Raw genomic sequence first — 25,812 nt, 5'->3', positions numbered from 1 at the left:
TCAACAACATTAATTCACACAACACCGCCTGCTACAAAGCAAGCGCATATCTGAAAATGCCTGCTTGCCGAAAGATATTCGAATATCTTAAAAGGCCGTCTGAAAAAAACCTGCCAACTGCCAAACAGCCCAAGCCGCAACCGCCAACCCTGCGGCAAGCCTCACGCCACGCCGTTGCAAAAACTGCTTGAACTGCACGGCAAAAAAGCCCATTACCAGCAGATTGGGCAACGTACCGAGCGCAAACGCCAGCATATACAAACCGCCCTGTTTTGCGCTGCCGCTGCCGAGTGCATATAAAGAAGCACTATACACCAAACCGCACGGCAGCCAACCCCAGAGCAGGCCCACGCCGAAACACGCAGGCACCGACTGTATCGGCAACAGTTTGTTTAATAACGGATTCAGCCGCCTCCATACCGGTTTTCCGATACTTTCCACTTTGCCCGCCAGCCCCGAAAGCCCGGCCAGATAAAGCCCTAAAAACAGCAACAACAGATTGGTGGCAACAAATAAAATGTTTTGCAGCCAACGGGTTTGGTCGAACGAAATGCCGATTTGCCCGAGCAATCCGAGCAACAACCCGATAACGACATAGCTGCCGACACGGCCTGCATTGAGCAACACAATCAACCAAAACCGGTTGATATGCGGCGGCAATTGCAAAGCAAATGCGCTGCTCAGCCCGCCGCACATACCCACGCAATGGCCGCCGCCGAAAAAACCGATAAGAAACAAAGTAAGCAGCGTAATATCACCGTTCATAATCAAATAGTTCGAATATATTATGTTCACATTGTAACAATATCATCGGCCTCATGCCCCATTTTGTAAAACCAAGTAAGGCTTGTTCCGCCCGCTTGTCAAAACCGGCGGCGCATACAATGATACGAAAGTTGGCGCGCCGGCAAACTGCCGCCGCCCGCCCGTTTTCCGGCAGGGCCGCATTTGCAGCACTCCAACGAAATTATCGGATTTTTAACGATTATTCATAAAAGAGTATCACCATGGGTTTATTCAGCTTCATTAAAAATGCAGGCGAAAAGCTGTTTGGTAAAGATGAAAAAGAGGTTGCTGCGGCAGCCGCTGCCAACGTGGAAGATCTGAACCTGAAAGCATCAACCGCCATCCAAGCATATATCGAAAAACAAAACCTCGGCTTAACCGGTTTAAGTGTCGGCTTCGACGGAGCCAGCGGCAAAGTAACCTTAAGCGGCTCCGCACCTTTGCAAGAAGCTGCCGAAAAAGCGGTTTTGGCTGCCGGCAACATAATCGGCGTATCCGATGTTGAAAATAATCTGACTTTCCCTGCGTCGGTGGCCGCACAGTATCACGACGAAGTTAAAGGTGACACCTTATCCGCCATCGCGAAAAAATACTACGGCGATGCCAACCAATACATGAAAATCTTTGAAGCCAACAAACCGATGTTGAGCGATCCGAATAAATTTACCCGGGTCAGAAATTACGCATCCCCGAATAACCTTTCCGGCACTTCTTTGCCTGTTTGAATACACAAAGGCCGTCTGAAAACAGTTTTTCAGACGGCCTCCTTATTCAAACCAAGACTACATCAACAATCAATACATGCCTTCACGCTCTTCGCGGGTACTGATGTAGATGTTTTTCACTTGGGTGTAAGCAGCCAACATCATTTTGTGGGTTTCGCGGCCGATACCGGAAGTTTTGTAACCGCCGAACGGTGCGCCTGCAGGCAAGCGGTTATAGCAGTTCACCCAAACGCGGCCGGTTTCCAAAGCACGGGAAACACGCAGGCAGCGGTTGATGTCTTTACTCCAAACCGCACCGCCCAAACCGTATTCGGAATCGTTGGCCATTTTGATCACGTCTTCTTCGGTTTTGAACTTGATCACCGTAGCCACCGGCCCGAAGATTTCTTCTTGCGAAACACGGTCGTCGTTGCTTTGTGCCGCAATCAGGGTCGGCTCGACGAATTCGCCTTTGCCCAAATCGCCGCTTTCGATTTTCTTACCGCCGGTAATGATGCGCGCGCCTTCTTGCTCGCCGATTTTCACATACTTCAGAATGGTGTCGAGCTGGCCGGCATTCACTTGTGCACCCATTTGGGTATCGTCTTCCCACGGCAAGCCGACTTTCACTTTCTTGAACTCTTCCGCCAGCGCATTCACGAATTTATCGTAAATCCCTTCTTGAACAAAGATACGCGAACCGGCACAGCACACTTGGCCTTGGTTGAACAGAATACCTTTTTGCGCGCCTTCCAAAGCCTTGTCGAACGGCATGTCGTCGAAGAAGATGTTGGCAGACTTACCGCCCAATTCCAATGTAGCCGGAATCAGCATTTCAGCGGCGGCAATACCAACGTGGCGGCCGACTTCGGTAGAACCGGTAAATGCCAGCTTGCTGAAGCCTTTATGGTGCAGCATGTATTCGCCTGATTTCGAGCCGCGGCCGGTGATGATGTTCAACACGCCTTTAGGCAGCAAGTGGTTCACTTTTTGGGCAAACGACAACAGGCTCAACGAAGTGCTGCTTGACGGGTGGATAACGATGGTACAACCCGCAGCCAAGGCAGGAGCGATTTTCCAAGCCGCCATCAGGAACGGAAAGTTCCACGGAATAATTTGGCCTACCACGCCGATAGGCTCGCGCAACACGATAGACAAATCTTCTTCGTCCAACTGGTTGCAAGTGCCTTCTTCGCCGCGGATAACACTGGCGAAATAACGGAAATGATCGGAAGCCAAAGGAATATCGGCGGCACGGGTTTCGCGGATGGGCTTACCGTTATCCAACGTTTCCTGCAAAGCAAACAACTCGGTGTTTTCGTCGATCACGTCGGCGATTTGGTTCAAAATCAAAGCACGCTCGGCAGCAGTGGTTTTTTTCCATGTTTTAAACGCTTCCTGTGCCGCTTTTACCGCCGCATCTACGTCTTCATTGCTGGCATCGACAAATTTCGCCAGCTCGGCACCGTTGGAAGGGTTGTATGATGTCATCAACTCGCCTTTGCTGCCTTTGGTCCATTCGCCGTTGATCAGCAGGCCGTATTCTTTATCAAACACATTCAGATTCTTTGACATGATTGTTTCTCCTTTTATTAATGCATCATTCGGCAAGCCCGAATAGGCTCTGTTCGAGCATAGTAGCTTTTGATAGCAGGTTCAAGCAATAAATGTTTTTGTCATTGTAAAAGTAGTTTGAGATAGCGCTTGATACTGTAATGGCGGCAATACCTTACAGAATACTCTGCCGATACGGAAAGGCCGTCTGAAAATTTCAGACGGCCTGAGACCTTTGCAATAACATACGTTACTAAAATATTCTGCCAAATAAAATTGCCGAAATGAAAAACGTCTTAAATTTGCTTACAAAATTAAGCAGATTTAAGATGTTTTTAATCGGTATGGACTGTTAAAAGCAATATTATGTGTTAAATATCATTAATTAAATATTTTGCAAAGGTCTCGGCCTTTATGTAATACAGCTACCGATTAAGAAGCATTTGTTTTAACCGTTCATATACTTACCGTATCCGACCGGTATTTTTCAGACGGCCTAATTAAACCGTTTCGCCTTGTATTGCGGCTTCATCAGGTTTTCAGGCGACAGAATGTCATCCAATTCCGCCTCGCCCAACAAACCCAATTCCAACACCACTTCACGCACGCCTTTGCCGGTTTGGGCGCAGATCTTACCTACTTTATCGCCGTTGTGATGGCCGATAAAGGGGTTGAGATACGTTACCAACCCGATGGAATTCAACACGTATTGTTCACACACTTTACGATTGACGGTAATACCGTCCACGCATTTGTCGGCGAGGTTCACGCAGGCATTGCCGATAATGGAAATGCTTTCAAACATACATTGCCCGATTACCGGTTCCATCACGTTCAATTGCAATTGCCCTGCTTCGGCAGCGAAGGTAACGGCGGTATCGTTGCCGATCACTTTGAAACCCACCTGATTAACCACTTCGGGAATCACAGGGTTGACTTTGGCCGGCATAATGGACGAACCGGCCTGCATTTCCGGCAAATTGATTTCGTTCAAACCGGCACGCGGGCCTGATGACAGCAGGCGCAAGTCGTTGCAAATCTTGGAGAGTTTTACCGCAGTGCGTTTCAACGCACCGTGCACGGTTACATAATCGCCGCAGTCTGAAGTGGCTTCAATCAGGTTGGGAGACAGTGTGCAAGCCAAACCGCTCACTTCGGAAAGTTTTTTTACCGCCAGTTGCGAATAACCTTCGGGCGCATTCACACCGGTACCGATTGCAGTCGCCCCCAAGTTCACTTCCAGCAACGAAGCCGCAGCATGTAAAAGGTGGCGGGTTTCCTCTTCAAGCAATGTGGCGAATGCGCCGAATTCCTGCCCGACCGTCATCGGCACGGCATCTTGCAACTGGGTACGCCCCATTTTCAATATGCCGCTGAATTCTTCAGCTTTATTTTCAAATGATTTTTTCAGACGGCCTACATGCTCCAACATGGCGACAATGCTGTTGTAAACCGCAATGCGAAAGCCCGTCGGATAGGCATCGTTGGTGGACTGGCTGGCATTAACATGATCCATCGGGTTGATAATATCGTAGCGGCCCTTTTCATAACCTAATGTTTCCAAAGCAAGGTTGGCAATCACTTCGTTGGTATTCATGTTTAATGAAGTACCCGCGCCGCCTTGAAAAACATCCAACGGAAACTGATCCAAACAGCGGCCTTTTACCAATACCTCATCGCAGGCCGCTTCAATCGCTGCCGCAACATCAGCGGGAATCACCCCCAATTCGCCGTTGGCGCGGGCGGTTGCTTTTTTTACCATTACCATGCCGCGTACAAACTCGGGAATATCTGAAATCTTCTGCGAAGAAATTTTAAAATTCTCAATGGCGCGCAAGGCGTGAATACCCCAATAAGCATCATTGGCAATCAAACGTTCGCCGAGTAAGTCGGTTTCTTTGCGGGTGTTCATATCATTTCTCCATATTATCAATTAGCTAACCAAAACAGCAAAAAGCAGGTCAGGCCGTCTGAAAACAAATAGTTCGTTTTCAGACGGCCTTCACCACTCAATCAAACAATTGCCGCACAAAGCCTTCCGCACAACAATCTGTGCAGCACAAACCGTTACAACTTCACGCCGAGCCGGATTACGGTAATCCAAAGCAAAAGAAGCGGAATTCGCAAAGCCGTTGCCATTTCAGACGGCCTGTTTCCGCCGTTTCAACCAACGCCATGCAAACATCACATAGCCCGACAAACTGTATCCCAAGAAAAACAGAAACAAGACCAGCGAAGGTTCCCAAGCCACGATCAGCAGTATCAGCATGAAAACCACCATGGCAAAAAACGGTACGCGGCGGCGGACGTTGATTTCTTTGAAACTCCAAAACGGAATCTGTACCACCATCGAAAGCCCTGCGAACAGCGTTACAATCAGGCAAACCCATTCCAGAGCAGGCAGCGCTTCATAACTGTGGCTTACCCAAATCATACCCACAATCAATGCCGCGGCAGTCGGGCTCGGAATACCGATAAACCAGCGTTTATCAACTTTTCCTATCAAAGTATTGAATAATGCCAAACGCAAAGCGGCACAGGCGCAATAAATAAACGCTACCGAATAACCTATTTTGCCAAATTGCCAAAGCTGCCATTTATAGGCAATCAATGCAGGGGCCACGCCGAAACTTACCATATCGGCCAAACTGTCGAGCTGTTCGCCGAACGCACTTTGGCTGTTTGTCCAACGCGCTACGCGCCCGTCCATACCATCGAGCAGCATGGAAACGAACACGGCGATTGCCGCCGTTTCATAACGCCCGTGCATGGCTTGGGTAATCGCAAAAAACGCAGAAAACAGCGCTGCAATGGTAAAAGAATTGGGCAACAGATAAATACTGTTCTGCCGCAGAGAAGCGCGATGACGCGGCAGTGGATTTTGCGGTGTATCCATTTTCTCTTCCGTAATAAGCCGTTTCAGACGGCATTGATATAAATTTAGCCGAATATGCAAAATACAGACATAAAATATCCCAACATTCCGGCTGTGATTATTTGATTATACCGCATCCGAATGCAAAGCTATGCAAAAGGCCGTCTGAAATATGCAGACGGCCTTTTTTCGATGGCTTAAATCCGTTTAGAACGCTTTAGTCAACTCAACAAACGCACGGTTTTTACTGTGTTCGTGGAAAACGTCATTACTGGAAGTACGATTATGTGAGAAAGTCAAACGCGGGGTAATGCCGCCCAAATGTACGGCACGATGCCACAACGACACCGAAGCATTCCACTCTTTATCTTCGCGTCTCGCGCCGTCACTCAACAACGTCGGCGTATCATACAAACGTCTCGCCCCTCCGACCTGCACACGGCTGGATAATCCTCCGCCCCATTCCTGACCCCATGCCGCTCTCACGCCATATCGGTTGAAATTATCGCTGCGGTCTTGGCCGTTTCGCTCCTTATAAAAATCGGTTCCCAACAACCAATACTGGCGAGCACTCGAATAAAATACCAACGAACCACTCACCAGCTGGCTGGTAATATCGGAACGCTCGCGTTGGATATTTTTCAGACGGCCTAATTCGACGGCAGTGAGGGTCTGCAACCGCGGTGTCAGCCAGCGGTTCCAATGCAGGCGTGCGCCGTTGGTATAACTATAGGCATCGTTACCGTAGATACGCCGTTCATGAAAAGGCGAAACCCCTACATCATTACGCTGATCCGCATAACCTACCCCACCGGTAACGCGAACCGTAATATCGTTATAACGGGAATACGACGGATAGCTCTTGCCATAAATATCCACTCCCGCTTTGGTATAAAAACCGCTATTCAGCGACCATTTTTTCTCAGCCCCTGCCTGATAGCTGATAACCGTTGCGTCTATCGGCGCATCAAACGTCCAACCGCGGAAGCAATCGTCACTCGGATAATTCTTTCGTGCGTCGGCACATTGCTGCTCGTTAAGATAATTACCTAAACGCCGCTGTTTCGGCGCTTGGTTGATGTTCTGCTCGCGGGCGATATTGATTCCCCCATATACCTGCCACGCATCACGCTTACGTAAGGCTTCACGGTATTGGGCAATCCGTTCACGTACAACATCCGGTAAATTTTCACTCTGCAAACGGTCAAACTGATCGATTGCCGCCTCATTCTGCTGGTCTTCAAATAAAGCCTGCGCCAACTGCATGCGGATAACCGCGGCATCCGGCTGTTCCGCAATCAATTCACGGTAAAGGGCTACTGCTTCTTTCGCTTTACCTTCGGATTGCGCCACCAATGCCCGCCCGAATTTTGCCAGCCCTTTATCATGCTGCGGCCATTGCTCATAAATCGGCAATAACACTTTAATACCGGCCACATTCTGCATCATCACCGCGGAATACATCGCTCTCGAAAGCAGTTTCGGATTTTCCAACAGCATCTGCGCATTCACTTCCAACACCTGCTCCTGCTTCGTTTCTGTTACAGGTTTAGGTTTGTCTACCGCGTCAAGTACACTCGGCTCCGCCGTATGGAGTTTCAACTCCGGCTCAACTTGAGGTTCCGGCCTAATAGCCGGAGGCGTATTAGCAAGTACGGCTGACGAAAAAAAAGCCAAAGAACAAAAAAGTAATGTTTTTTTCATAAGTATCATTTAATCAAGCCGTCTGAAATGTTCAGACGGCCTTTTCTGAATATTCCCAAAATGAATAATAATAATGATTTGTACTATCAATTATTTCATGGAGAGATAATACTCCAATCCTCTCCATCACACTATAAAAAATCCAGCAAACAGCTGATCCAGTTCTTTAACATAATGTTTTAAATATTTTTTTAAATGTTGTGAAGTTGTTTAAAATATTTTCAGACGGCCTAGGATATTAGAAATAAGCCATAAGCAGCGTTTTGTTATTATTTCACAACCCGCATAAACCCAACAAAGTAAAACCGCCTGAATTGCTCAAGCGGTTTCATTCGGAAAAAACAATTTATGGTCGTTTCGCGCCGTAACCGCCGATCAATTGCTTATCCTTGCCCGACAAGCCATAAGTACCGCCGATTTCAGCAACATTGGCACCATAGAATTTACCATTTAACGTACCGGTCATCGCTTTATTGGCAGTATTAACCTCGCCTTTAAAACTGTTGCTGTTGTCTGTCCAAACTGCCGAGCCTTTCATATCGTATTCGTCAGCTTTGCTGGAAACACGCACACCGTTTGCCAAAGCATGGAAGTGCGAATTGCTGGTTTCAAAACGTAAAGCTTTCTTGGCAAAATCGGCAACCGCAGTTACATCTGCAGTAAGCCGGAGATTTTCATTCCCTTCGCGAAGATAAGCCGTAGTCAACCCACGGTAAGTGGCGGTACCTGCTTTAGGTATTGAAGCAATCGGCGTTTCATCACCCAAGCTTTGATAAGCATGGGTAACACCATTTCGTGTATCCGTATAATGGGCAAAAGTTTGATAAGTCCAACCGGCTGCAGCAGAGTCATGCAACACAACTTGCGTGCCATCATTAAATTGGATGATATAAACACCATCGAACGCTTTGTTGAATACTAAGTTATCTTTATCTTTTTTAATGTAGGCAAGATTATTAACAGTACCAGTGAACTCTTTAGCGAGCTCTTCACGTACAGCGCGATCTTTATTGTAAGTATTTTCAATTTTTACTTTTTCTTTCAATGCTTCATCTTTGGCTTTTTTAGCATCAGCCAAAGCTTCTGCATCTACCTTATCTTTTTCAGCCTTAGCTAAAGCCTTTTCTGCTTTTTCTAGTGCTTCTTTAGCGGCTTTCAGCTTGACGTAATTTGCTTCAATTACTTTATCTAAAGAAGTTTTAACCGGCGAGAAAACGGTATTAGGTTCATCACCTGTCTGAGCACTGATATCCTCTTTGGAAGTACCACTGGAAAAAGCTTTACCAATACCGGAATGAGGTGTGGCAAAGCTGACTTCAGTTGCATTATCACCCGCAGTAGTGTTATTCAACACTACTCCATCGATTACAACAGCACTATTTTTGTTGGAAGCCAAACTGCGGATCAAACCGATTTGAGTATCCACTAACGCAGGTTTTCCGTTCACTGTGCGCAATTGCATATGCGGATTATGTTGCTGCGCTCCGGCAGAAGAAATAAACGAAGTATGCAGCGGGGTAGGCAGGTTTAACGGCTCAAGGCTTTTATTATCGGTAATTGCTTCACCTAAGCTACCGTCAGCCGAAGGAGGTACACCAACATTTCCTGCAGTTTCCAGAGCTTGGACAACGGCATTTAATTTTTCTAATAGTTCTTTACTTACCAAAGATCTTTCTGCCGGACCTAATTTTCTGAAACCGGCCAAAGCAGCTTCGACAGCTTGCTTGTCTTCAATAGTAATTTCTTCAGGCGCATCCAGTTGTTCAATCTGATCCATCACGTTGCGTGCGGCTCTGGCATTTTCAACCAACTGCGTATTCAGCGGATCACCACCGCCTCCTCCACAAGCTGCGAGCATGGCAGCACAGATTACAGTTAATGCGATATGTTTAGCAGACATTTTTTTAGACATAACATCCCCTTTATTGTGGATTTAAGTGGGCAAGTGGCTTAACCGCCCTTGCATTACATTTCATAACAAAATTGTACGAATTTTAAACTAAAATCCCAACAAAACAAACGTCATTAACAAATATCGTTATTTTTTCAATCTTTATATATCAATTTTGCAACAAATCTAACTAAATAATTTTAAATATATGGGAATCAAACAGTTATATTTTAAAAAACGCAAAAAAGCACCGAAATCATCGGTGCTTTTTTATTTGAGTTGGCGGAGTGGACGGGGCTCGAACCCGCGACCCCCGGCGTGACAGGCCGGTATTCTAACCAACTGAACTACCACTCCGCACAAGAAACTTGGTGGGTGATGACGGAGTCGAACCGCCGACATTCTGCTTGTAAGGCAGACGCTCTACCAACTGAGCTAATCACCCGTATCGTTGCGAAAACGTGATTAAATCAAATTTCCGAATTTCATGCAAGTTTTTTTTATTACCTGTTTTTGCAATATTCAATAAATATCTGAAATTTAAATGCAATTAATTCCAAATAACCTCCACTTTAAAACCAATGTCCCAATTTTTCTGCTTTTGTATTCAAGTACCGCTCATTTTCAGCATTTTCACCGACCTGTAACGGTACACGGTTCACAATTTTAATACCGGCATCTGTAAGCACTTGAACTTTTTCAGGATTATTGGTTAAAAGATTAATTTCCCTCACACCCAAATGCTCAAAAATATGCTTGGCCAATGTGAAATCCCGTGCATCCACAGGCAACCCCAATGCTACATTAGCTTCCACAGTATCCAACCCCTGATCTTGCAGTTGATATGCGCGGATTTTGTTGATCAATCCGATCCCCCGCCCTTCTTGTCTCAAATACACAATCACACCCCGCCCTGCTTTTTGAATAACTTGCATAGCAGCCTGAAGTTGCGGACCGCAATCACATTTTTGCGAAAACAATGCATCACCGGTAAGGCACTCGGAATGCACTCGCGCCAAAACCGGTGCCCCATCCGTAATATCCCCCATTACCAAAGCGACATGTTCTTGCCCTCCGGATACTTCTTCAAAACCATGTAATGTAAACACTCCCCATTCAGTTGGCAGGCGGCAGGCGGCAATAAATTTAACCGGTTTAGTCATTTTTTTCTTCCTGTGATTCGTATTTCAACAAAGCCTTCATAGGCTCGATTAAAGCCAACGACAACGCCACCCAATCTATTTGTGCAGCTTCATTTACCGCTGTTTTATCGGCATATTCCGCATGTAGCACGCCTAAAACTGCACCACTTTCTGTACATATCGGCAGTGAAATTTGACTCTGACTACGCGTATGATGCGAGCCTTGCAGCTCCTCCTGCTCCTGCCAGTGCGCCACATCATCTACGATATTCAACCATCCCGTTTGCGCTGTCCGCGCGGGCAGATAGAAACAGCCATTTTCTTCATTTACTGGAACCTTCTGCTCAATCCCTTTCCCTTGCTGCACCAAACGTAACAAATAAGGCTCATTGTTTTCAGACGACATCAAAGCATAAATTGCCACACTTTGAACATTTTGATTACGGCTGAATACCGAATCTAAAGCCATAAAAATCTTTTTTAATAAAGCTTCATTTTCAGAATTTTGCTCTATATATTCCGATAAAACCACTTCGTCGTTGATATACCATAAGACCGAACGGTCTATTGACGCATTACCGATATTAATCACTGCCTGAGTGGCTAAATAAGCAACACGCACTTCATCTCTCGGCAAACGCAGTCCTTGCGTCTGCAAATAATCCTGAATCAACAAAACGGGCATAATCTTTCTTCTTTCCGAAAACATCTCTAATACATTGAAGCCGCCTGAAAACTATTCAGACGGCCTGTATCAAGCATCTAAATGAAGCCCATTATACCGTTTTTCAAGTAACGATAATCTTGCATTTCACTCTACTTCCAGTATAATAATACACTTGCCTACAGCGGAAGTGGCGAAATTGGTAGACGCACTGGATTTAGGTTCCAGCGCCGCAAGGTGTGAGAGTTCGAGTCTCTCCTTCCGCACCAAACTCAAAAAACAACAGCCTTTACGGGCTGTTTTTTTACATCTATACCCATCTACCCAAATACACAAAAAACCAAACCTATCAAGGCTTTCAAACTGATAAAGAGCTGTTTCAGACGACCTTTGTTATCTACATCAATCTACACCCATCTTACTAAATCAACAAAAAAATGTTGGTGCTTTTGTTGGGTACATGGCAAGATGGCGGAAAAAGCACCAACATTTCTTTTAAAATCCCCATAACACGGGTACTTCACTCAATATCCAAAGCACCAACATAACCGCTATGCCGCTAAACGACTTGCAAATAAAACGCATCAAACCGATCGATAAAAAACAAACCTTATCCGATGGCGGCGGGCTTTCCTTGGTAGTCAACGCCGTTTCACGCGGCGGAACAAAATATTTTGTTTATAACTATCGCTTTGACGGCAAACAGCAATCACTGAGAATCGGCAAATACCCCGATATAGGCTTGGCTGAAGCAAGGGAACAACACCAGCAAGCTCGAAATAACTTGGCAAAAGGTATTAATCCCAGCCAAGCCAAGCAACAGGCCAAACAAGAGCGGCAAGCCGCCCTACTGAATACCTTTGCAGCGGTAACGAAGCAATGACACACCAAGAACCTGCCCCGCTGGAAAGAGAAACACGCCGCCCGTATCATGCAGTATTTTGAATCGGACGTTTTCCCACATATCGGCAACCGCTCGATTAAAGAACTGCGGGTAAGCGATATTAAGGCCGTAATCGAGCATATCGCCGCGCGGGGCGCATTGGAAACGGCGGAAAAAATCAGGCAATGGATAGGCAGCGTTTTCAACCATGCCGCCTTGCTGGAACTGACAGACGGCAACCCAGCCGCCCCGCTTGTCGGCTATTTACCGAAAAAAGAAGCGGCACACATGCCCGCCCTGCCCCGTGAACAACTGACGGAGTTTTACCGCCGTTTGATATTGGCCGATACACACCAACAAAACCGTATATGTGTGATGCTGATCATGCTTTGCTTTGCCCGCAATACCGAAATACGCGGCGGCAAATGGCAGGAAATCGACTTTGATAAGAAAATATGGACGATACCGGCAGAGCGCATGAAACGCCCCCGACCGCACGTTATCCCGCTGGCAGATTGGCCGCTTGAGCTACTGAAAGAACTGCACGCCATAACGGGGCACAGCCCGTTTCTATTCCCCAGCCGCACCGCCATAGACGGCCATATCAGCGAAAACACGGCGGGCAAAATCATTAACAATATGGGCTATAAAGGCATTGCGACACCGCACGGATTCCGAAGCCTTGCTAGCAGCCTACTAAACGAACAGGGCTATAACCCCGACGCAATCGAACGGCAGTTAGCCCATATCGACGATAACAAAATCAGAGCCGCCTATAACCGCACGGACTATATGGCCGAGCGGCGCGAAATGATGCAATGGTATTCGGATTATTTACGCGCCCGCTATGATGAAGCGCGGGGGTTGGTTAAGAACAGTATTGGCTAAGAACAGTATGGAATACTGTAAATTTCTTGACACCGTGTAACTTTTAATATGTAATTCAGGAAAGCTGTTATTTTTGCGTCCATGCGATGCAATACAGAAATGCAACCGACTTGATTGAGTCGGTTTTGTTTTGTGTAAATACCTACACAACGGCAAAACAAGGCTATTCCCTGCCTGCTTTCCTGCGTCTGTTCCGATTGGCGGTAAAAAATATATGTGGAGACGTTCGGATGTTGAAGCATGGAAGTTTAAGCGGGATATGGACGCAATAGAAACGGCGGATTCGCCGTAATGATTAAGTTTTGAAATAACGGATTTTCTGTATATAAATTAATATTTTTAAATTGTTTTTAGCGGCCTGCGTGTTTTCATGCGGGCTTTTTTCATTTCTGCCGCCCCGTGCGGCTTTTTTTATTGGAGTTTTATACATGAAAACTTTAATTAAATTGCGCGATGTACAAAAAGCAACGGCATTAAGTCGGAGCTCCATTTACTGCAAGATGAACCCAAAAGATGCCCGTTATGACCCTGAATTTCCCCGCCCCGTTCGTATTGCAAGTAATTCGGTGGCTTGGATTGAGCAAGAGATACAGGCATGGATTGATAAGCGCATTTCTGCGAGCCGAAAACAACACCAGCAAGGGGCGAAGGCATGAAAAACGCTATGCAGTTGGGCGATTTAGATGATTTTTTGACGGTTTATGTAGCGCGTGTATCGGCGGGCTGTGCAAAAGAACCTGATGACTTGATGTATGTTGTGCGCTGTGGTGCGCCTGATGATAACCGTGAAGGGTTTAAACGGCTAAATGGTGGCCAAACGCGCTTTCTTTCCTTTTTTGCCGACCCATACGGGCATTTGCCTACCGCTATACGGGTTGACCGTGTAACCGATTCGGAATCATTAGTCGCGGCGCGTGAATGGCTGTATATCGAAGCGGCGGGCAACAAACAAAGTAAGAGCAGTATCGGTTTTATCGCTGATGGAGCGTTTGCGCCTGAAAAAGTGCAGTTGGAATTAATCAGCCGTATTGCTTCGCTGCTTTTTCGAGACCGTGAATATTTAGCGGCAATGTCGTGGGCGCAATTTGAAGTGTTGGCGGTGGAAATGACGCAAAAAGGCGTATCACTGGTGCATCACGGCTGGTGTGAGCAAACCGTGTTTGATAAACAGCTTGCGGATTTTTTTAAGGAAATCGCCCAATGCCTGAAACACAAGCGGCCTATGCTTTCTCATCAAGGGATTGTGCAATGAGTGCCGTGGCAGCCATGAAAACCAAAACCGCCAAACCTGAAACAGGCAAGGCGGCTTGGTTAGGGGGTAGCCAAAAACGGCTTGGAAAACTTTGATTGTGATTCAAAGGAAACATTATGTTAATGCAGTTTTTATCAACATATCAAGCATTTTCGGTCGATATGGGCGTAAACCGCCGTATCCTGCTTGACGTTTTAATCAGACGGTTGCAAAATGAATCCGCTGCTTTCAATCAAGCGGCAGGGTTTGACAGCCCTAATACAACGTGGCAGACAAGCCGCCGTTATCCCTTATCGGGCGGCGTTTTTACGTCTGCATTCCCTTGCTGTACCTTTTCCTACGGGGAACAGGGGAACGGGAGGCTTTACGCCTGCTGGAAACACGTTGTCCAGTCTGTCAACCCGTTCCTTTTGTTCCCCGCCCTCACGTTTGACAGCGTGAAACGGGGCATTAAAAACCAACGTGAAAAGGTACATATCATGCGTAAAATCCGTAAGGGCTATTCACGCCCGCTTATTTCCCGTTCTATCCGTTCTTTTGATTCTTTGGCCGATGCAGGCCGCTTTATCGACCGCCTGACGGCTTCCAACAGCAACGACTACCGCTTCAATATCGTGCAAAACGGCACGCGCTGGACGGTGTGCAATGTGATTAGCGGGGAAGTGTAATTATGAATTCTCAAGCTATCCGTTTATACGAAAACCATCAAAGCAATCAGCAAGAGAAGCAGATTTTTCACGGCATGGGCGATTTTGGCGGCTTGGATTTGGTGATGTACCGGCCTGAATCGGACTGTATGAAGCCTGCGATTCTGAAAAGCGATGTTGTCGGCCTTTTGCCGTGTGAAAGCTATCAAGGCTGCGGCGTGTATTTGGTTATGGTACGCGGTATCGACGAGCCGATTTTGCGCCGTGTTGCCCGTTCCCCGAAAGGGTTTCATCTGATTTGCGACAATGAGCTTTATCAATCCGATATAGCCAAGCCCGATGATGTGGCCTTTTTGGGGCGGGTAAAACGGCTTTACCGCCTGCACGAACTGTAAGGGGGTGGGCAATGAATCCACTGTATATCACGCCCCATCATGCCCATGCGGGCTTTACAGCCGCCTGCCAAGCCTTAGACGGCCTTACCGACTGCTATCCGGCGGTTAGGTTCGGCATGTTGAAAGACGGCAGTCAATGGCTGGTATTCCGTATTCATGAGCAACACCAGCGGGGCATAGCCTTTGATGCGCCTGAAAGCGTTTCAGACGGCCTTAACGGAGGTGCGCCATGATGACTATCTGCGTTCTATCCAGCCTGCACGAAGCAGAAACGGCAGACGAAGCCGCCCGTTATGCGGCAAGCCTTGCTAATGATGCCGCTTACAGCCGTTTATGCCTGATACAGCTTGCAAGCGGCAAATGGGCGGTGTGTTTGTGCCGTGGCGGCGGATAAGGCCGTCTGAAGATGCGGAAATGCGTAAATGCGCCTATTTTGCGTTTTAAGCGCATTTCCGCTTTCAGATACCTACCCCATTATCCAATCATTACCCCCCCCTAATTTTGCAGATTTAAGCCCCTAGCGCATGTTTTACGCACTAGGTAGGGGGCTTTCAGCCTTAAGAAAGGCAAAATTATGACTAAATCAACAGAAAACCATCAAAACAGGCCGTCTTACCGCCTTGCCGATGTGAAAGAAGCGGCGCGGGGGCGTTGGCCTGAAATCCTGCGGGCTTTGGGTGTGCCGGAAAACTACACCGATACCCGCAAACACCAGCCCTGCCCGTCATGCGGGGGAAAAGACCGTTTCCGCTTTACCGACCACAAACAGGGCGGTGGTTTTATCTGCAACCATTGCACGCCCGACGGGGGCAGCGGCTTTGATTTGCTGATGCTGGTGTACGGCTATACGTTTGCGGAGGCGGTTAAGGCCGTGGCCGTGGTATTGGGTTTGGACGGCGGCCATATTGCCCCCGCCGTGGCGAAAATCCCGCCGAAGCCTGCCGATAATGAGCAGGACGGCAAGAAAAGAATCGAACGCCTGCTTACTTTGTGGGCTGAATCCCTGCCGTGGGATACGGACGGCATCATAGGCGATTATCTGTACGGGCGCGGGATTCCCCTGCCTGAAAAATTACCCGTTTCAGACGGCCTGCGCCTGCATAAACGGCTGTGTTATTGGCACGATGGGCGGGTATTGGGGCATTTCCCCGCAATGGTAGGGCTGTTTCAGGATATAGCGGGCAAGCCGTGCGGCTTGCATATCACTTATTTTCAGACGGCCTCATACAACGATTTGCCCATGAAAGCGGCGTTGTTCGACCCGAAAACCCGCGAGCGTCTGCCCGCTAAGAAAATGCGGAGTGCAGGGGCGGGCAGCCTTACGGGCGCGGCCATACGGCTGTTTGAGCCTGAAAACGGCGTTTTGGGCGTGTGCGAAGGCATAGAAACGGCTTTTGCGGCGCGTTATGTATCGGGTGTGCCTATGTGGGCGTGCGGTTCGGCGCACGGCATTCAATCGCTGGTATTGCCCGACGGTATCCGCGAGCTTGTGATTATTGCCGATAACGATGCTAACGGCACGGGCATAAATGCGGCGCGGGCTTTGCAGCGCAAATATCAGAAAGACTTAGACAGTATCAAGATTTGGCAGCCTGACGGCATGGGCGCGGACGCGCTGGACGTGTTGGCGGCGCAAGTGCGGAAAGGAGCGGCGGTATGACGGACGAAACCAAAAACAACGGCAAGGGCGTTTCAGACGGCCAAAACGGCGAAAATAAAGTCAAGCTGCGCATGGTTAAGGGTAAGACGGGCAAGAGCCGTAAAAACGCGCCTGAAAGCGATTTTGACGCATTGGCGGACATTCAGTCGGCAGACGGTACGCCGATAGAGCCGTTTTACGATGTTGTGGAAAGCAACAGCAGTTTGTCGGCGGGCGTATGGTACTACGGTGTCGGCGTGGATAAAGACGGTATCGAGCATTGGAAGAAGCCCGTTAAGTTATCCGACCCTTTCCGCATTATCGGGCGCGGGCAGGATTTGGAAGGCTTGGAATACCGCGTTATCGAGTTTAAACGCAACGGCAAACGGCAGCGTGAAGCGATGCCGCTAGGCATTGTCGGGCGGCCTGACGGGTGGGAATTTCTGCGGAGTTTGGGTATAGGCGTTAAGCAGAGCGGCGCAGCAATGGGCTTGCTGGCCGATTATATCCAATGGGACGGCAGCCGCGAAGATTGGCGGATTGTGAAGCGCGGCGGCTGGTGTGATAACGCTTTCAGCGCGTATGTCCTGCCGAGCGGGGAAATTATCGGCAACCCTGAAAACAAGGTTATCTATATCGGCGATACCAGCAAGCGGGAAGCGTTTCAGACGGCAGGCAGTTTGGAGCAATGGCGGGCGGAAATCGGCCGTTATGTAAGCGGCAACAGCCGCCCCTTGCTGGCTTTGGGTATGGTATTCGCCGCCCCGCTGCTTAAATTGATGAAACAGGAATCGGGCGGGTTTCATTTTTTCGGCAGTTCTTCAATCGGCAAGAGCATATCCGGCCTGATCGCCGTTTCCGCATTGGGCGAGCCGACCCGCATTAAGGTGCAGTGGAAGGGTACGTCTTTAGGCTTCGACAACGAAGCGGCAGCCAACAATGACGGCCTGCTTTTTTTGGACGAAATCAGCGAAGCCGACCCGAAAACCGCTAAAGATGTTGCCTATTCGATTTTTAACGGTGTGCAGAAACTGCAGGGCGCGGCCAAAGGCGGCAACCGTGCGCGGTTGAGTTGGACTGTGGCCGCCGTTTCTACGGGGGAATTTGACTTGGAGAGCTATTTACGGGCGGCAGGCTTTGAGCTGAATGCAGGGCAAGCGGTGCGCCTGCCGTCTATTCCTGCCGATGCGGGCAAAGGCTACGGCGTATTCGATACCCTGCACGGCTTTTCAGACGGGCGGGCTTTGGCTACGCACTTGGAAGAAGCGGCAAAAAGCTGTTACGGCCATGTGTACAGGGCGTATTTATCCGAGCTGGTAGGCCGTCTGAAACAGGATTGCGAAGCCGTGAAAGCACGGATTAAAGCATTGCAGCAGGAATTTGAAGCCATGTTGCCGCCTGATTTGAGTAATCAGCCTGCCCGCGCGGCCAAGCGGTTTATTTTGGCGGCGGCTGCGTTGGAGTTGGCGGCAGAATGGGGCGTTACGGGCTTTGATAAGGGCGCGGGCTTTACCGGGGTGTTGTCGTGTTTTTCGGCTTGGTTTGAGCGCGATGGCGGCGGAAACCGCGAAGATATGCAGATTCGTAAAAACGCGCGTGATTTTTTACAGGGGCATGGCAGAAGCGGTAAACATTTTGTCAATTTGGCTTCTGCGGGTGTCGGCGGGGATTATCAGGCGGATTATTTTGAGTTTTGGGGCTTTTATGTTCCTTCCAGCTACGAGCGCGGCGGCGCGGCAAGACCTTGCTATTACATTACGGATAAAGCCTTTGAAGAGCATATTTGCAAGGGTTTTGATGTGCGTAAGGTGTGTCATGTGCTGGCGGATTGCGGTTGGCTGAAGAAAGACGGTAAGAATACCAAGTATCCCATACCCAAAAAAGCCGTTGATTCCCAATTTGTCGGGGCAAAGCGTATGTATTGCTTTAGCGGCGATGTTCCCCCCGATGAATGGGAAGATGCCGCCTGCCGTGCCGCCGACGGCGGGGAATAACGAAAGCGGGGCAAGCTTTGGGGCTGGTGTGAAAAAAACGCTATCACGCGAGAAACAGCCTAAAAGGTAGGAAAGGTAGGAAACAGTTTTTATTTATTCATAAAAACCTATATTAATCAATGGCTAATGAGATTTTAAAAAAGCAAGCAAAAGTAGGAAATTGGTAGGAAAGCGGTAGGAAAGGTAGGAAAGGCTTAAAACTTAAGCCTTAGGGCGGGTTTCCATGCGGTTGGCGGATTGTTTGGACAACGGTTTAAACCCGTCTGCCGATGGCGGTTAAGGCCGTCCGAAATGGGGGCGGCATGGTCGGCTTTTCCTACCTTGAAAAGTGCTTTTCCTACTGATTTTCCTACTTTTTGAAATTATAAGTTATTGAATATATTTATGTTTCCGACTTTTCCTACCTTTCCTACCATATTTGTGTATATATGAAATTTAAAAATATTCTGCTTTTCAATAAATCAAGGTAAATCAATATGATAGATGGAATCGTAAGCGGAAAACTGCAATTAAAGCCCAAAATGTTAAAAACAAGGCGGGGAACAGACTACCTGATAGCCAAGATGTCGGTATACGGATACGCGGCGGGCAATCTGCAGGCGGTTGAAATGAATGCCGACGTTATCGCCTTTGACCGTAAACTATGCCATGACTTAATGCAGTACGAGCAGGGCAGCGTATTGAGTATCTGCGGTGTTATCCGACCCGTTGATGAAGAAGAATTGGGCGGGCGTGAAACGGTATTGAAGATAACGGCTATGCGTATCGTGGACGGCTATATCTACGGGCAGGCAAAAGGAAAAGGCCGTCTATTCAGATTAACGGTATAAACCTTATGAATTAAGGGCTTAAGGTACTTTCAGGGGTTTGATTCATGCGGGTAATTCGCACCGCGTTTTTTGTGAAGTGTAGCGGGTGTATAGCTTCCTTCCTTGCTTTTGTTGAATAGGTAGGGGGTGTTAAAAGTTCAGACAGTCTATGTTTCCTAGACCGCCCGCCCTCCCATTCACAGAATTTTTTTCCGTGGAGAGTTGTTAAAGGTATTCTTTAACAGCCTGATTAACATTAACTTTTTGATATTTTGTTGCGTGGTTTTCAATGGTTTCAGACGGCCTAAAAATGCGGCCGTCCCTTGCCCCATGACAGCGGTTAAGGTTGCCATACAGCCCGCCTTGTTTTAGAATGGTACTAAATATTAGTGCCATTTTGTTTTTATGAAAAAGAAACACCAAAGAACGCTTGCTTTAATATTCAGCCGTCCCGTATCCGGCAGCATCAAATGGGCGAATATTGAAGCCCTGTTTATCGAATTGGGCGCGGAAGTTCAAGAAAGGGAGGGCAGCCGTATAGCGGTCATCCTTTTCGGGCAAGTGAAAGTGTTTCATAGGCCACATCCAAGCCCTGATACGGATAAAGGCGCGGTTGCGAGCGTGCGTAAATGGTTGGAAGAAAACGGAGTAAAGCCATGAACAATGTAATGGAAATCAACGGCCATAAAGCTATTATTCAATACGATCCTGAAACCGAGTTACTGCGCGGCGAGTTTGTCGGCCTTAACGGCGGGGCGGATTTTTACGCCGATAACGTGGCAGACTTGCACAAAGAAGGGGCGGCCAGTTTGTCGGTTTTTCTCGATGTGTGCAAAGAAAAAGGCATTGAGCCGTATAAACAGTATTCAGGCCGCTTTAATGTGCGGGTAAGCCCTGAAACCCATGCAGCGGCGGCAGCGGCGGCGGCGGCGCAAAATATCAGCCTTAATGAGTGGGTAAACCGTGCAATCAGCCAATCCGCCCATGCCTGAAATCGAGTGAGTTTGCAAAAATGTTGGTGCTTTTGTTGGTGCTTTTAAATTTTATAATTTTTATCTACAATAAAATCATAAGCTTAAATTAAAAGTTATTGTCTCTCCTTCACCACCCTACAAAAATAACAGCCTTTACGGGCTGTTTTTTTACGTCTATACCCATCTACCCCAATACACAAAAAACCAAGCCCAGCAAGGCTTTCAAACTGATAAAGAGCTGTTTCAGACGACCTTTGTTATCTACATCAATCTACACCCGTATTATTAAATCAACAAAAATATGGGGTATATTTCAGGGTATCTAAAAAAATACTACTCAAAAATACCCCCAAATGTCCTAAATACCCGACAAATAAAGCACTTAAAGCTCATCGATAAAATTCAAAAGTTATCGGGTGGCGGCAACTTAACTTCAAGCTCGACGGCAAACAGAAAACCCTATCGCCACATCAATCATGATTGAAGATGAGAAAGGCTATGAGGCCGTCTGAAAACATCCACACCAGCCCTGTTGCCGGTATTTTTCATTTTAATTAGCTAATTTTATATAAACATTGTTCGATTATACATATTGTGTATAATTACGTATAACGTTATCCAATCAGATGCAAACAGCCATGAAAGACCCCTTGTTTTTCCACCGCAGGGAATATGCCCGCAAGCTTATCAACAGCCTGAAAGACGGCATCACTCATGCTTTTACCTTGTTTGCACCGCGCCGCATGGGTAAGACGCAGTTTCTATTGCAAGACGTATTACCGTTGGCCGAGGAAAACGGCCTTAACGTGTTTTACTTTTCATTTATGGACAGCACCAACCCCAGTGCTGATTTTCAGACGGCCTTATATCAATTCGCTCAAAGCATCCAAACGGGAAACAAAGCCAAAACCTTTTTAAGCAGCATCAGCAAAATCGAAATCATGAGCGTGGGCTTGGAGCGCGAAACAAACAAAGCCGAAATCCCCCGCTTATCCGACCTGCTTACCCTGATTGCCGCAGACAACCGCCCTACCCTTTTATTGCTGGACGAAATTCAAGAGCTGGCGCGCCTGCCTGATACGGACGGCCTAATCAGGTCATTCCGAACAGGGCTTGATGTCAATCAAAACAAAATCAAGGCCATCTTCACAGGCAGCAGCACCAACGGCTTGCGCGCTATGTTCAACGACAACAAAGCCCCGTTTTTCCATTTTGCCCATGCTTTGGATTTTCCTTTGCTGGGAAAAGATTTTACGGATTTTTTAGCAGACGTTTACCAAGACAGAACGGGAAATTCGATCGACAAAACAGAGCTATACAGCTTGTTCGAACGCTTGCACCATACCCCGATGTATATGCGTGCCATCATTCAAGACATGATATTGAGCCCGTCTGCAAGCTTGGAAGCAGCCGCTGCAGGCAGAATTGAAGAACTGGGGGCGAACCACAACGAAGTGAACCAATGGCAGCAAATGAAACCGCTGGAACGGGCTATTATCCGTGACATTGCTACAAACCCTGATGCAAGCCCGTACAGCAGCGAAAGCCGTAAGAGATACGCGGCAATGCTGGGCGTGAAATCCATCAGCAGCAGCAGCACGCAAGGTGCAATCAGGCGTATGGAAAGGCACGATTGGATAAGTCGGGATACCAGCGGCAAATTAATCATCAACAGCCCCATATTCAAAATTTGGGTTATTGAAAACATCAAGTGAGGCCGTCTGAAATGGAAGTTTATAGTCGGTATGGGCAGTTTATCGAATAGTAGGAAATAAATTTTTTGGGAAACATGAAAATGGATACTAAAAAAATCACAGAGTGTTAAAACCATTCTTGAAAATCTTAAACCAGAACTTAAAAAAGAATTTTTAAAATTAAGTTTAAAACAGAAGAAACACATTTACATTTAGAACTGAAAACATAAACAACGGCTAAGGAACGATAAAACTCGACCTAAATTAAATAGAAAACTAAACAAAAAACAAGCCGCCCTGTTTTCTGCCGTTGAAAAATAATCGGGAATGCAGCGGAAAACAGGACGGCTTGTTTTGTTTGGCTCAAACGCCTTCGGTTATCTTGAGATAATCCCTTAGAATTTTATGCGTAAGCCGGTAGAAAATTCGTTTCTATGTAATTTTACATCTTGGAATTTGCCCCAGTAATTGTATCGGTATCCTGCATCTAAAGTTATTTTTTCATTAATCTTAAATCCCACTCCTGCCAATACGCCCGCACCTACACCGTCTTTCTCTTTATGAAAGAGCTTTGTTCTGCCTACTTGCGGGAAAGTCTTTTTCACCTCTACTTCAATACGGTTAAACCCTACACGCACACCCAAATACGGTTTAACTCTTTCGCTGACCGGAAAATCATAGATGGTAGAAACACCGAAGCTTTTAAAGTCGACTTTTCCTTCATCCTGATATTTCAATTTGATGGTAGTTTTTAATTTTTTGATTCTATAGTTAAACGTTCCGCTATCGGAAAAATTCAAAGGCCGATAGTGCGTGTAATCCACCCCGATACGAAAATTGTTGCCGAAATCATATCCGGCAGTGATGCGCGGGCTGAAACTGCTTTTCGAATACTGAAGATTTTTATCACTTTCGATTTTTATTTTGCTGATAGCCACCTCCGGTTGCAAATAAATGCCCGATTCCGCGTAAACCGATACCGCTGAGGAAAGAAAAAATACCGCTAATAAGATTTTTGTTTTCATTGTAAACTCCAGAATTATTTTTTAAGTTAAATATATGTTTTATCTGTAATAATTATATGACAAAACAATTTTGCACTCAATTTAATTATTTAATAAGCATAAATTGGAATTTATATAACCAATCTTTCTTACATTAAAACCAAGCATTCTTTCCTTTTTTCAGACGGCCTCGATACAGTATCGGCATCACAACAATAAAGCCGAGGAACATTCATGACCGCCGCCGACCCCAGAGCCAAACTCCCCGACGCGCCGCTTGCCGACAACGAACGCTTGAAAGACCAAAGCCGCTATCTCGAAGGCACGATTAAAAACGACCTTTCAGACGGCCTCACCGGAGGCTTCAACGGCGACAATTTCCAACTGATCCGTTTTCACGGCATGTATGAGCAGGACGACCGCGACATCCGCGCCGAACGCGTCGAGCAGAAACTGGAGCCGCTGAAAAACGTGATGCTGCGCTGCCGTTTGCCCGGCGGCATCATCCAGCCCGCGCAATGGCTGGGCATCGACGAATTCGCCACCGACCACACCCTTTACGGCTCCATCCGCCTCACCAACCGCCAAACCTTCCAATTTCACGGCGTGCTCAAAGAAAACATCAAACCCATGCACCAATGGCTGCACAAGCTCGGTTTGGATTCCATCGCCACCGCCGGCGACGTGAACCGCAATGTGTTGTGCACCAGCAATCCCGTTGAAAGCGGGCTGCACAAAGAAGCCTACGAATGGGCGAAAAAAATCAGCGAGCACCTGCTGCCGAAAACCCGTGCCTATGCCGAAATCTGGCTGGACGGCGAAAAAGTCGAATCCACCGAAACCACCGAACCGGCTCCGCTGAAAGACGCAGTGAAAAGTGGCGATGCCACCGAACCCGTGCTCGGCAAAAACTACCTGCCGCGCAAGTTCAAAACCACCGTCGTGATTCCGCCGCACAACGACGTCGATTTGCACGCCAACGATTTGAACTTCGTGGCCATCGGCGAAAACGGCAAGCTGGTCGGCTTCAACGTATTGGTGGGCGGCGGCCTGTCGATGGAACACGGCAACACCAAAACCTATCCCAACACCGCCAAAGAATTCGGCTTCGTGCCGCTGGAAAAAACGCTCGATGCCGCCGCCGCCGTGGTTTCCGTGCAGCGCGACTGGGGCAACCGCAGCGACCGCAAAAACGCCAAAACCCGCTACACGCTCGAGCGCGTGGGCGTGGACGTGTTTATCGAAGAAGTGGAAAACCGCATGGGCGCGAAGTTCGAACCCGTGCGCCCGTATGAATTTACCTCGCGCGGCGACCGCATCGGCTGGGTACAGGGCGAAGACAAAAAATGGCATCTCACCCTGTTTATCGAAAACGGCCGCCTGCTCGATTACCCCGGCAGGCCGCTGAAAACCGGTATGCGCGAAATCGCCAAAGTCCACAAAGGCGACTTCCGCCTCACCGCCAACCAAAACCTGATCGTGGCCAACATTACCCCGCGCGATAAAACCAAAATCGAAGCCATTGCCCGCGAACACGGCTTAATCAGCGATGCCGTTACCCCGCAGCGCGAACACAGCATGGCCTGCGTGTCGCTGCCGACCTGCCCGCTGGCGATGGCCGAAGCCGAACGCTTCCTGCCGCAGTTCACCGACAAGCTGGACGCGCTGTTTGCCAAACACGGCTTGCAGCAAGAGCATATCGTGCTGCGCATCACCGGCTGCCCCAACGGTTGCGGCCGCGCCATGATTGCCGAAATCGGCTTGGTCGGCAAAGCGGTAGGCCGCTACAACCTCTACACCGGCGGCAACCGCGAAGGCACGCGCATTCCGCGCCTGTTTAAAGAAAACATCACCGAACCGGAAATTTTGGACATCATCGACGGCTGGCTGGCCGCATGGGCAAAAGGCCGTCTGAACAACGAAGGCTTCGGCGACTTTGCCGTGCGCACCGGCATTGTGAAGCCCGTGCTGGATGCACCACGCGATTTTTGGGCGGCATAGCCCGATACAACCGAAATTAAAGGAACAATTATGCAAAAAACCGGTCTGATTTAAGTTCAGTCCGGTTTTTGAACAAAGGCCGTCTGAAAACTTTTAAGACGGCCTTTAAACAGCATTCTTTCCGATAGCAAAATAAACAAAACAATTTAAAGCCTTAGCCGTGCCGCAATGATGAAAATAATTGGCGGCCTTGCACCACCATCCGGTTTATCGGCTATACTTGCGGCAACGGAAGCTACGGAATACTAATAAAAAGCTGATTTAAAAACCCATTATTTTTTCTTCACTTACCCAAGGAAATCATCATGGCCA

General features: G+C 47.8%; 26 protein-coding genes and 3 tRNA genes. 17 read left to right on the top strand and 12 right to left on the bottom strand.

The features are described 5' to 3' along the window. Positions 1-87: 87 nt before the first annotated feature. Entirely contained in the window at positions 88-765 is a 678-nt protein-coding gene (locus tag Q0X97_RS00140; protein WP_302065251.1) for a sulfite exporter TauE/SafE family protein, read from the bottom strand. Between the two features lie 242 nt (positions 766-1,007). Here Q0X97_RS00140 and lysM point away from each other — a divergent pair, with 242 nt between their 5' ends. Beyond that, positions 1,008-1,511, top strand: coding sequence for a peptidoglycan-binding protein LysM (lysM, locus tag Q0X97_RS00135; RefSeq protein WP_302065249.1), 504 nt, complete (start codon positions 1,008-1,010; stop codon positions 1,509-1,511). A gap of 69 nt (positions 1,512-1,580) precedes the next feature. Here the strand turns inward: lysM and Q0X97_RS00130 are convergent, their stop codons facing one another. From Q0X97_RS00130 to Q0X97_RS00090, 9 genes are all read right to left on the bottom strand, one after another. Continuing rightward, a complete protein-coding gene (locus Q0X97_RS00130) occupies positions 1,581-3,065 on the bottom strand; it encodes an aldehyde dehydrogenase family protein (protein ID WP_302065247.1) in 1,485 nt (494 codons plus the stop codon). Between the two features lie 475 nt (positions 3,066-3,540). Continuing rightward, complete coding sequence (gene aspA, locus Q0X97_RS00125; RefSeq protein ID WP_302065245.1) at positions 3,541-4,956, bottom strand: aspartate ammonia-lyase; 1,416 nt, start codon at positions 4,954-4,956, stop codon at positions 3,541-3,543. A 228-nt stretch (positions 4,957-5,184) separates the two neighbouring features. After that, complete coding sequence (gene pssA, locus Q0X97_RS00120) at positions 5,185-5,940, bottom strand: CDP-diacylglycerol--serine O-phosphatidyltransferase (RefSeq protein ID WP_302065244.1); 756 nt, start codon at positions 5,938-5,940, stop codon at positions 5,185-5,187. Between the two features lie 186 nt (positions 5,941-6,126). Further along, the gene (locus tag Q0X97_RS00115; RefSeq protein ID WP_302065243.1) at positions 6,127-7,521 is read right to left on the bottom strand and encodes a surface lipoprotein assembly modifier; all 1,395 of its coding nucleotides are present in this window, start codon (positions 7,519-7,521) and stop codon (positions 6,127-6,129) included. Positions 7,522-7,969: 448 nt separating this feature from the next. Continuing rightward, positions 7,970-9,535 carry a transferrin-binding protein-like solute binding protein gene (locus Q0X97_RS00110; RefSeq protein ID WP_302065240.1) on the bottom strand — a complete coding sequence of 522 codons (1,566 nt, stop codon included), beginning with the start codon at positions 9,533-9,535 and terminating at the stop codon, positions 7,970-7,972. 259 nt (positions 9,536-9,794) lie between these two features. Further along, positions 9,795-9,871: transfer RNA gene (locus Q0X97_RS00105), tRNA-Asp, on the bottom strand. Positions 9,872-9,883: 12 nt separating this feature from the next. Further along, positions 9,884-9,959: transfer RNA gene (locus tag Q0X97_RS00100), tRNA-Val, on the bottom strand. Between the two features lie 127 nt (positions 9,960-10,086). After that, positions 10,087-10,677, bottom strand: coding sequence for a GTP cyclohydrolase II (ribA, locus tag Q0X97_RS00095; protein WP_302065238.1), 591 nt, complete (start codon positions 10,675-10,677; stop codon positions 10,087-10,089). Next, entirely contained in the window at positions 10,670-11,341 is a 672-nt protein-coding gene (locus Q0X97_RS00090; protein ID WP_302065237.1) for a hypothetical protein, read from the bottom strand. The genes ribA and Q0X97_RS00090 overlap by 8 nt, the downstream gene beginning before the upstream one ends. 163 nt (positions 11,342-11,504) lie before the next feature. Between Q0X97_RS00090 and Q0X97_RS00085 the strand changes: the two genes are divergently transcribed. The 12 genes from Q0X97_RS00085 (at position 11,505) to Q0X97_RS00035 (ending at position 19,848) form a co-directional block, all read left to right on the top strand. Continuing rightward, positions 11,505-11,589: transfer RNA gene (locus Q0X97_RS00085), tRNA-Leu, on the top strand. A 284-nt stretch (positions 11,590-11,873) separates the two neighbouring features. Next, entirely contained in the window at positions 11,874-12,203 is a 330-nt protein-coding gene (locus Q0X97_RS11875) for an Arm DNA-binding domain-containing protein (RefSeq protein WP_367881720.1), read from the top strand. Positions 12,204-12,251: 48 nt separating this feature from the next. Beyond that, complete coding sequence (locus tag Q0X97_RS00080) at positions 12,252-13,091, top strand: tyrosine-type recombinase/integrase (RefSeq protein WP_367881719.1); 840 nt, start codon at positions 12,252-12,254, stop codon at positions 13,089-13,091. A gap of 428 nt (positions 13,092-13,519) precedes the next feature. Next, positions 13,520-13,747 (top strand): AlpA family phage regulatory protein, encoded by a 228-nt coding sequence (locus Q0X97_RS00075; protein WP_302065235.1) that lies wholly within the window; start codon positions 13,520-13,522, stop codon positions 13,745-13,747. Then, on the top strand, positions 13,744-14,343 hold the full coding sequence (locus tag Q0X97_RS00070; RefSeq protein WP_302065234.1) for a hypothetical protein: 600 nt from the start codon (positions 13,744-13,746) through the stop codon (positions 14,341-14,343). Before Q0X97_RS00075 ends, Q0X97_RS00070 begins: the two co-directional genes overlap by 4 nt. Before the next feature lie 116 nt (positions 14,344-14,459). Beyond that, positions 14,460-15,011 (top strand): hypothetical protein, encoded by a 552-nt coding sequence (locus tag Q0X97_RS00065; RefSeq protein ID WP_302065232.1) that lies wholly within the window; start codon positions 14,460-14,462, stop codon positions 15,009-15,011. 2 nt (positions 15,012-15,013) lie between these two features. Continuing rightward, positions 15,014-15,385, top strand: coding sequence for a S24 family peptidase (locus Q0X97_RS00060; protein ID WP_302065231.1), 372 nt, complete (start codon positions 15,014-15,016; stop codon positions 15,383-15,385). 11 nt (positions 15,386-15,396) lie between these two features. Next, positions 15,397-15,618, top strand: coding sequence for a hypothetical protein (locus Q0X97_RS00055; protein WP_302065229.1), 222 nt, complete (start codon positions 15,397-15,399; stop codon positions 15,616-15,618). After that, a complete protein-coding gene (locus tag Q0X97_RS00050; RefSeq protein ID WP_302065227.1) occupies positions 15,615-15,779 on the top strand; it encodes a hypothetical protein in 165 nt (54 codons plus the stop codon). Before Q0X97_RS00055 ends, Q0X97_RS00050 begins: the two co-directional genes overlap by 4 nt. 180 nt (positions 15,780-15,959) lie before the next feature. Beyond that, entirely contained in the window at positions 15,960-17,045 is a 1,086-nt protein-coding gene (locus Q0X97_RS00045; RefSeq protein WP_302065226.1) for a primase-helicase zinc-binding domain-containing protein, read from the top strand. After that, positions 17,042-19,018 (top strand): DUF927 domain-containing protein, encoded by a 1,977-nt coding sequence (locus Q0X97_RS00040; protein ID WP_302065224.1) that lies wholly within the window; start codon positions 17,042-17,044, stop codon positions 19,016-19,018. Before Q0X97_RS00045 ends, Q0X97_RS00040 begins: the two co-directional genes overlap by 4 nt. Before the next feature lie 608 nt (positions 19,019-19,626). After that, positions 19,627-19,848 (top strand): hypothetical protein, encoded by a 222-nt coding sequence (locus Q0X97_RS00035; RefSeq protein WP_302065223.1) that lies wholly within the window; start codon positions 19,627-19,629, stop codon positions 19,846-19,848. A gap of 176 nt (positions 19,849-20,024) precedes the next feature. On the opposite strand, the gene Q0X97_RS00030 is transcribed toward Q0X97_RS00035, so the two are convergent. Continuing rightward, the gene (locus tag Q0X97_RS00030) at positions 20,025-20,180 is read right to left on the bottom strand and encodes a hypothetical protein (protein WP_302065221.1); all 156 of its coding nucleotides are present in this window, start codon (positions 20,178-20,180) and stop codon (positions 20,025-20,027) included. A gap of 52 nt (positions 20,181-20,232) precedes the next feature. Here Q0X97_RS00030 and Q0X97_RS00025 point away from each other — a divergent pair, with 52 nt between their 5' ends. The 3 genes from Q0X97_RS00025 to Q0X97_RS00015 all read left to right on the top strand — a co-directional run bounded on the left by Q0X97_RS00025 (position 20,233) and on the right by Q0X97_RS00015 (position 22,516). Then, positions 20,233-20,487, top strand: coding sequence for a type II toxin-antitoxin system HicA family toxin (locus Q0X97_RS00025; RefSeq protein ID WP_302065219.1), 255 nt, complete (start codon positions 20,233-20,235; stop codon positions 20,485-20,487). Continuing rightward, positions 20,484-20,819, top strand: a complete 336-nt coding sequence (locus tag Q0X97_RS00020) for a type II toxin-antitoxin system HicB family antitoxin (protein WP_302065217.1) — start codon at positions 20,484-20,486, stop codon at positions 20,817-20,819. Before Q0X97_RS00025 ends, Q0X97_RS00020 begins: the two co-directional genes overlap by 4 nt. A 620-nt stretch (positions 20,820-21,439) precedes the next feature. Continuing rightward, positions 21,440-22,516, top strand: a complete 1,077-nt coding sequence (locus tag Q0X97_RS00015) for an ATP-binding protein (RefSeq protein WP_302065215.1) — start codon at positions 21,440-21,442, stop codon at positions 22,514-22,516. Positions 22,517-22,890: 374 nt separating this feature from the next. On the opposite strand, the gene Q0X97_RS00010 is transcribed toward Q0X97_RS00015, so the two are convergent. Beyond that, a complete protein-coding gene (locus Q0X97_RS00010) occupies positions 22,891-23,520 on the bottom strand; it encodes an opacity family porin (protein WP_302065214.1) in 630 nt (209 codons plus the stop codon). 213 nt (positions 23,521-23,733) lie between these two features. On the opposite strand from Q0X97_RS00010, the gene cysI reads away from it, so the two are divergent. Continuing rightward, positions 23,734-25,500, top strand: a complete 1,767-nt coding sequence (gene cysI, locus Q0X97_RS00005; protein WP_302065213.1) for an assimilatory sulfite reductase (NADPH) hemoprotein subunit — start codon at positions 23,734-23,736, stop codon at positions 25,498-25,500. The last annotated feature ends 312 nt before the right edge of the window (positions 25,501-25,812 follow it).

This window comes from Neisseria sp. MVDL19-042950 (assembly GCF_030504625.1).
Taxonomy (GTDB): Bacteria; Pseudomonadota; Gammaproteobacteria; order Burkholderiales; family Neisseriaceae; genus Neisseria.
The sequence above is the reverse complement of the archived record's forward strand: the minus strand, read 5'-3'. Positions and strand labels throughout refer to the sequence as shown.

What these genes read in the sequence shown, in the direction of transcription:
- Q0X97_RS00140 (WP_302065251.1), bottom strand. Translation starts at nt 765, where the DNA reads ATGAACGGTGATATTACGCTGCTTACTTTGTTTCTTATCGGTTTTTTC.
- lysM (WP_302065249.1), top strand. Translation starts at nt 1,008, where the DNA reads ATGGGTTTATTCAGCTTCATTAAAAATGCAGGCGAAAAGCTGTTTGGT.
- Q0X97_RS00130 (WP_302065247.1), bottom strand. Translation starts at nt 3,065, where the DNA reads ATGTCAAAGAATCTGAATGTGTTTGATAAAGAATACGGCCTGCTGATC.
- aspA (WP_302065245.1), bottom strand. Translation starts at nt 4,956, where the DNA reads ATGAACACCCGCAAAGAAACCGACTTACTCGGCGAACGTTTGATTGCC.
- pssA (WP_302065244.1), bottom strand. Translation starts at nt 5,940, where the DNA reads ATGGATACACCGCAAAATCCACTGCCGCGTCATCGCGCTTCTCTGCGG.
- Q0X97_RS00110 (WP_302065240.1), bottom strand. Translation starts at nt 9,535, where the DNA reads ATGTCTAAAAAAATGTCTGCTAAACATATCGCATTAACTGTAATCTGT.
- ribA (WP_302065238.1), bottom strand. Translation starts at nt 10,677, where the DNA reads ATGACTAAACCGGTTAAATTTATTGCCGCCTGCCGCCTGCCAACTGAA.
- Q0X97_RS00090 (WP_302065237.1), bottom strand. Translation starts at nt 11,341, where the DNA reads ATGCCCGTTTTGTTGATTCAGGATTATTTGCAGACGCAAGGACTGCGT.
- Q0X97_RS11875 (WP_367881720.1), top strand. Translation starts at nt 11,874, where the DNA reads ATGCCGCTAAACGACTTGCAAATAAAACGCATCAAACCGATCGATAAA.
- Q0X97_RS00080 (WP_367881719.1), top strand. Translation starts at nt 12,252, where the DNA reads ATGCAGTATTTTGAATCGGACGTTTTCCCACATATCGGCAACCGCTCG.
- Q0X97_RS00075 (WP_302065235.1), top strand. Translation starts at nt 13,520, where the DNA reads ATGAAAACTTTAATTAAATTGCGCGATGTACAAAAAGCAACGGCATTA.
- Q0X97_RS00070 (WP_302065234.1), top strand. Translation starts at nt 13,744, where the DNA reads ATGAAAAACGCTATGCAGTTGGGCGATTTAGATGATTTTTTGACGGTT.
- Q0X97_RS00065 (WP_302065232.1), top strand. Translation starts at nt 14,460, where the DNA reads ATGTTAATGCAGTTTTTATCAACATATCAAGCATTTTCGGTCGATATG.
- Q0X97_RS00060 (WP_302065231.1), top strand. Translation starts at nt 15,014, where the DNA reads ATGAATTCTCAAGCTATCCGTTTATACGAAAACCATCAAAGCAATCAG.
- Q0X97_RS00055 (WP_302065229.1), top strand. Translation starts at nt 15,397, where the DNA reads ATGAATCCACTGTATATCACGCCCCATCATGCCCATGCGGGCTTTACA.
- Q0X97_RS00050 (WP_302065227.1), top strand. Translation starts at nt 15,615, where the DNA reads ATGATGACTATCTGCGTTCTATCCAGCCTGCACGAAGCAGAAACGGCA.
- Q0X97_RS00045 (WP_302065226.1), top strand. Translation starts at nt 15,960, where the DNA reads ATGACTAAATCAACAGAAAACCATCAAAACAGGCCGTCTTACCGCCTT.
- Q0X97_RS00040 (WP_302065224.1), top strand. Translation starts at nt 17,042, where the DNA reads ATGACGGACGAAACCAAAAACAACGGCAAGGGCGTTTCAGACGGCCAA.
- Q0X97_RS00035 (WP_302065223.1), top strand. Translation starts at nt 19,627, where the DNA reads ATGAATGCCGACGTTATCGCCTTTGACCGTAAACTATGCCATGACTTA.
- Q0X97_RS00030 (WP_302065221.1), bottom strand. Translation starts at nt 20,180, where the DNA reads ATGGCAACCTTAACCGCTGTCATGGGGCAAGGGACGGCCGCATTTTTA.
- Q0X97_RS00025 (WP_302065219.1), top strand. Translation starts at nt 20,233, where the DNA reads ATGAAAAAGAAACACCAAAGAACGCTTGCTTTAATATTCAGCCGTCCC.
- Q0X97_RS00020 (WP_302065217.1), top strand. Translation starts at nt 20,484, where the DNA reads ATGAACAATGTAATGGAAATCAACGGCCATAAAGCTATTATTCAATAC.
- Q0X97_RS00015 (WP_302065215.1), top strand. Translation starts at nt 21,440, where the DNA reads ATGAAAGACCCCTTGTTTTTCCACCGCAGGGAATATGCCCGCAAGCTT.
- Q0X97_RS00010 (WP_302065214.1), bottom strand. Translation starts at nt 23,520, where the DNA reads ATGAAAACAAAAATCTTATTAGCGGTATTTTTTCTTTCCTCAGCGGTA.
- cysI (WP_302065213.1), top strand. Translation starts at nt 23,734, where the DNA reads ATGACCGCCGCCGACCCCAGAGCCAAACTCCCCGACGCGCCGCTTGCC.